Source organism: Staphylococcus sp. HMSC36A10 (assembly GCF_001838845.1).
GTDB lineage: Bacteria > Bacillota > Bacilli > Staphylococcales > Staphylococcaceae > Staphylococcus > Staphylococcus aureus.
Genome location: NZ_KV839088.1, coordinates 183,228 through 188,114 on the forward strand (window position 1 = coordinate 183,228; position 4,887 = coordinate 188,114).

Annotated in this window: 8 protein-coding genes; 3 read left to right on the forward strand and 5 right to left on the reverse strand. The window is 30.8% G+C overall.

The annotated features are described in order from the left end of the window. Window positions 1–268: 268 nt before the first annotated feature. Window positions 269–964 (reverse strand): SDR family oxidoreductase, encoded by a 696-nt coding sequence (locus tag HMPREF3247_RS04730; protein WP_000217465.1) that lies wholly within the window; start codon window positions 962–964, stop codon window positions 269–271. Window positions 965–1,252: 288 nt separating this feature from the next. Here HMPREF3247_RS04730 and HMPREF3247_RS04735 point away from each other — a divergent pair, with 288 nt between their 5' ends. Together HMPREF3247_RS04735 and HMPREF3247_RS04740 are read left to right on the forward strand one after the other, a co-directional pair. After that, window positions 1,253–1,534 (forward strand): single-stranded DNA-binding protein, encoded by a 282-nt coding sequence (locus HMPREF3247_RS04735; protein ID WP_000220931.1) that lies wholly within the window; start codon window positions 1,253–1,255, stop codon window positions 1,532–1,534. Beyond that, window positions 1,470–1,655, forward strand: coding sequence for a hypothetical protein (locus tag HMPREF3247_RS04740; protein ID WP_031866199.1), 186 nt, complete (start codon window positions 1,470–1,472; stop codon window positions 1,653–1,655). Before HMPREF3247_RS04735 ends, HMPREF3247_RS04740 begins: the two co-directional genes overlap by 65 nt. A 138-nt stretch (window positions 1,656–1,793) precedes the next feature. On the opposite strand, the gene HMPREF3247_RS04745 is transcribed toward HMPREF3247_RS04740, so the two are convergent. Beyond that, window positions 1,794–1,985: a hypothetical protein gene (locus HMPREF3247_RS04745; protein WP_001224379.1), complete on the reverse strand. Its 192-nt coding sequence runs from the start codon at window positions 1,983–1,985 to the stop codon at window positions 1,794–1,796. Window positions 1,986–2,419: 434 nt separating this feature from the next. On the opposite strand from HMPREF3247_RS04745, the gene HMPREF3247_RS04750 reads away from it, so the two are divergent. Then, on the forward strand, window positions 2,420–2,542 hold the full coding sequence (locus HMPREF3247_RS04750; RefSeq protein WP_031788452.1) for a hypothetical protein: 123 nt from the start codon (window positions 2,420–2,422) through the stop codon (window positions 2,540–2,542). A 13-nt stretch (window positions 2,543–2,555) separates the two neighbouring features. On the opposite strand, the gene HMPREF3247_RS04755 is transcribed toward HMPREF3247_RS04750, so the two are convergent. From HMPREF3247_RS04755 to HMPREF3247_RS04765, 3 genes are all read right to left on the reverse strand, one after another. After that, window positions 2,556–3,341, reverse strand: a complete 786-nt coding sequence (locus HMPREF3247_RS04755) for a tandem-type lipoprotein (protein WP_001566809.1) — start codon at window positions 3,339–3,341, stop codon at window positions 2,556–2,558. Between the two features lie 108 nt (window positions 3,342–3,449). Beyond that, a complete protein-coding gene (locus HMPREF3247_RS04760) occupies window positions 3,450–4,223 on the reverse strand; it encodes a tandem-type lipoprotein (protein ID WP_024946870.1) in 774 nt (257 codons plus the stop codon). Between the two features lie 125 nt (window positions 4,224–4,348). Continuing rightward, on the reverse strand, window positions 4,349–4,887 hold a 539-nt coding region (locus HMPREF3247_RS04765), incomplete at its 5' end, for a tandem-type lipoprotein (RefSeq protein ID WP_070866195.1).

The following is a 4,887-nucleotide window of genomic DNA, read 5'->3' on the forward strand; positions in this document are numbered from 1 at the left end:
AAACATGTTTTTTGTTCATTAAAGTAACTCCTAAAATGTGGTGGAAAATGAAAATTTTTTGTAATCTGTAATTACGAACATTATAGATTATAAACCATAACACTAACATCGTCGCCTTCATTAACTTGATTGTTAAAATCACCAATTACTGAGAATTGTACAAGGAATAATTGCCTATTATGCCCTCATGTCATTATTGCCTTACTAACATTAACAAAATCGATAGCTGTTACATTAAACGCCTATCCCCCACGTCTCAAACACCTTTTTATACAGGACGCACTGTAATTTCATTCACATTAACATGACTCGGTTGTGTTAATGCATACAATACCGCTTCTGCAATATCTTGTGGATCAAGCTTTTTACGATCACTTGGATTATATGCGGCAGTTATTGCTGTATCTACCATTCCTGGTGAAATGCTTGTTACTTTAACGCCTGTCTTTGCCAACTCTTTTTCTAATCCTTGAGTAATAGTGTGAACTGCTGCTTTCGTCGCACTATAAATCGTACTTATTTTAGTTACTTCGAAGCCAGAAATAGATGCGATGTTAATAAGATGACCACTTGATTGTTCTAACATAGTTGGTAATGCCGCCTGTGCCGTATATAAAGTGCCTTTGATATTCACATCAATCATACTATCCCACTCATCTACTTGATAATCAGTAATCTTAGACGACAACATTTGTCCCGCACTATTGATGACAATATCCAAACTGCCAAATGTTTGTTGTGCAATTTTAATCAATTCATCGACTTCTTCTTTATTCGTGACATCTGTTGGAACTACTTTAACGTTATCTTGTGACAATTGATTCGCTACGTTTTGCAATTTTTCTTTATTTCTACCTGCTAAGACAACTTTTGCCCCTTCTTCATGTAATAATGTAGCGATTGCTTCTCCAATACCACTACCTGCACCTGTAACTACTGCTACTTTATCTGTTAATACTGTCATAATGATCGACTCCTTTGATTCTTTTTATTTTTTTAGGGTAAATCATAAATACATATTACTTTTAAAAAGCGTATCACAATTCATATAACGGTCATAATAACTCGCTTCATTTTCATGGATAAATTACATTTCAAGCCATTCGAAATATACAATTAATCGTTGTTCATATTTTTTATTTTTAAAAATGTTGAAAAATCGTCACTTCTTTATTGTAAAAACATTATATTAGTACTAAAGTTAATACTGTGATTTATCATTCGATTGAATGATTAGAGGGAGGAATAAAATGTGACATATCATGAGCGTGTTTTAGCATTAAGAGCAGAAAGTAAAAGAACCGCATTTGATTTTCGATTCGAAGATTTATTTAGCAAAGAAGAATGGTTAAATATGTCGCTTGCAGAAAGACAAAAAGCTGAAAAAGCATTTCGACACGAAGTTAAAAATATGGACGATGTAAGAATGCCCTTCTCAAGTGTCCATGACGCCCAAGTAAAATTATATAATGTTGTATATTCTTATAACGGCATTAAACGTAATTTTAAACAAGTTGAAAATGAAGGATTCTAATATCATTTCGTTTATATATAGCAGACATGATAGAATTTTATATGTAAATCTTGTAGGTAATCGTTCTAAAAATAATATAAGCAAGACTAAAGCCACATCCAATATAGGACGTGGCTTTTAGTATCGTTCCAGATTTGTGGGGAGTTAGGGTTTACTTAATTAAAGGGGTCTGCCCTCAATTGCTCACCAACGAGGGCAAGTTACATCAATCACACTTCAATTGCCGCAGACTAGGGGTAGTAATCATTGGCAATAAGAACTAGTTAGTGACTAACGATTTACGTTCCATAGCAAAGTGATACAAACGCTCAGCATCAATGTAAGGCATAGAATCAATAGTTAGGTAACCATCTTTAATGTCACCAATTAATCCTTGATTTACACCAGTGTTCACGTAAATATCATAGCTACTTACGTCTGAGAAAATAAGCGCTTCAATCTCTTTTCTCATAATCATCACTCCAATGTTTATATAGTATTTATATAAACTCTCTCGTCTCTCTCTATTTATTAACTTCTTACAAGTCTAATATTACATGAATTTCCAAATAAATAAAGTGATTTGTGATGTTTTTCACAAATTTATCACTATTTTGGAAAATTAAGAAATAGTTAATTATATAAAAGTTTAATAAGTCAGAAAATATGATAAAATGTAGATGTTCTTTAGACATTAAAAGCTTCTAACATGATGCGGAATATGAGGTTCCTGTATCACATTAGAAGCTTTTTTATTGTGTTGCTAATATAAATAATGGCATGAATGAACACACGCTGACTTAGCTTCTGGAATCAGCTAGAATATTAAATTTCCGTTTTTTGAATATTTTTTAATTTCTTATTAATATCATCAAGTTCATTCTTCGCCTTTTTAACCCAATCCCCTTGAGCTACATTATCAAATTCACCTTTAAATTTTTTGAAATGACTACCTATATTTCACAGCTCACTTTAGATATCGAACTTGTTTCTTCAGAGTTACTTGTTATATTATCAGGTTTTATTTGATATTCAGTTTGACTCATGATTTATCAACCTCGCTAGGAGTAAATTCAACTGAATCTGTAAAAAAGATATTTTCTTCTTTATTTTCGACAAAGGTAAATTCAAGACTTCTAGAACCTACGGATGAACCTTTTAAATCTCCATCGCCTTTCAATAATAGTTTCGGCGCTTGTTTGGTTGGAATATCATATCTTTTTCTTAACTGTTGGACATTATAATCATCATTATTCAATTGATATTTTGCCGAATAACTTGGTACATTAGGATTATATGAAATATCACCATCTTTATAATCATTAATATCTTTAAAGTTGCCATATTGTACAAAGAACTTAAAGTTTTCAATCTCTTTTTTTAACTTGTCATTCGGTAGTGGCTTCGTTGGTATGATTTTATTATGTTCCATTTTTACAGGGTATTTCTTTTTATTATCAATGGGTCTACCATCGTTATCATCTGTAATTTCATTGACAATAAAATTACCTTTTGTTGTCCTAGTATTGCGATTGATATAAAGCACCATTCCACTCGTTTCCATATTTTTCCCTTTTGGCTCGATAACCATTTCAGAATAAATGATCCAAGTACCTTTATCTCCTTTTTCAAACTCTTCGTCACGAAAGCCTTCTTTATCATAAAAGTCTTCAAGATTTTTGGTTGGATACACATTTAATGTTTTATTAAATGTTTCTTTAATTTGAGCGTTTCGACCATTTGTTTTTGTCATAATGACATAACCTACAATCAATATAATGAGTAATACCAAACATATACCGAGCGTTAATTTCTTTGAATGAATCATCATTTCTCCACCTTATATTTTAAATACTGACTCGATCTTTAATTTATACATCTAAAGAGAAAATTTTTTTACACTTTATGAAATTTTCATTTCAAACTTCTATTAACTCTATTCAGTAGGTTTGAAATTAATACTATCAGAAAAATACACATTTTCTTCTTTATTTCTTATAAAGTTAAATTCTAGTTCTTTAGAACCTACGGATGAGCCTTTTAAATCGCCAGATCCTCTCAATTTTAATTTAGGTGCCCTTTTGGTTGATATATCATATCGTTTTCTTAATTGTTGGACATTATAATCATCATTATTCAATTGATAGTTTGCGGAATAACTTGGTACGTTAGGATTGTATGAAATATCCCCATCTTTATAATCTTTAAAATCTTTAAAGTTGCCATATTGTACAAAGAACTTAAAGTTTTCAATCTCTTTTTTTAACTTATCATCCGTTATGGGCTTCGTTGGAATAATTCGATTATGTTCCATCTTGACAGGGTATTTTTTTTCTTTATTATGGACGTATCCTTTTTTGTCTTCTGTTATCTCACTTATTAAAAAATATCCCTTAGCTGTTCTAGTGTTACGATTGATGTAAAGTACTATCTCTCTGGATTTTAAGGCTCCTCCTTTTAATTGGATGTACATTCCAGAATTAATAATCCAAGTCCCTTTATCTCTTTTATCAAATTCTTGATCGCGAAAACCTTCCTTATCGTAAAAGTCTTCAAGATTCTTGGTTGGATACACATTTAATGTTTTATTAAATGCTTCTTTAATTTGAGCGTTTCGACCATTTGTTTTTGTCATAATGACATAACCTACAATCAATATAATGAGTAATACCAAACATATACCGAGCGTTAATTTTTTTGAATGAATCATCATTTCTCCACCTTACATTTTTAATACTGACTCAATCTTTAATTTATACATCTAAAGCGAAAAATTATTTTGAACACTTTATGGAATTTTCATTCCAAATTTCTATTAACCCTATACAGTTTGACTCACGATTTATCATCCTCGCTTGGAGTATATTGTACAGAATCAGTAAAATATATATTTTCCTCTTTATTTCTTACAAAGTTAAATTCTAAGTCTTTAGAGCCTATGGATGAACCTTTTAAATCTCCATCACCTTTCAACAATAGTTCTGGTGCTTGTTTCGTTGGTATATCATATCTTTTTCTTAATTGTTGGACATTATAATCATCATTACTTAATTGATATTTTGCCGAATAACTTGGTACGTTTGGATTGTATGAAATATCCCCATTTTTATAATCTTTAAAATCTTTAAAGCTGCCATATTGTACAAAAAACTTGAAGTTTTCAATTTCTTTTTTTAACTTCTCGTCCTTTATAGGTTTTGTTGGGATAATTTGATTATGCTCCATCTTGACAGGGTATTTTTTATCTTTATCATGGACGTATCCCTTTTTATCTTTAGTTATCTCACCTACTATAAAATATCCTTTCGTTGTTCTAGTGTTACGATTGATGTAAAGTACCATCTCTCTGGATTTTAAGGCTCCTCCTTTTAATT

What these genes read in the sequence shown, in the direction of transcription:
- HMPREF3247_RS04730 (WP_000217465.1), bottom strand. Translation starts at nt 964, where the DNA reads ATGACAGTATTAACAGATAAAGTAGCAGTAGTTACAGGTGCAGGTAGT.
- HMPREF3247_RS04740 (WP_031866199.1), top strand. Translation starts at nt 1,470, where the DNA reads ATGTTGTATATTCTTATAACGGCATTAAACGTAATTTTAAACAAGTTG.
- HMPREF3247_RS04745 (WP_001224379.1), bottom strand. Translation starts at nt 1,985, where the DNA reads ATGAGAAAAGAGATTGAAGCGCTTATTTTCTCAGACGTAAGTAGCTAT.
- HMPREF3247_RS04755 (WP_001566809.1), bottom strand. Translation starts at nt 3,341, where the DNA reads ATGATTCATTCAAAGAAATTAACGCTCGGTATATGTTTGGTATTACTC.
- HMPREF3247_RS04760 (WP_024946870.1), bottom strand. Translation starts at nt 4,223, where the DNA reads ATGATTCATTCAAAAAAATTAACGCTCGGTATATGTTTGGTATTACTC.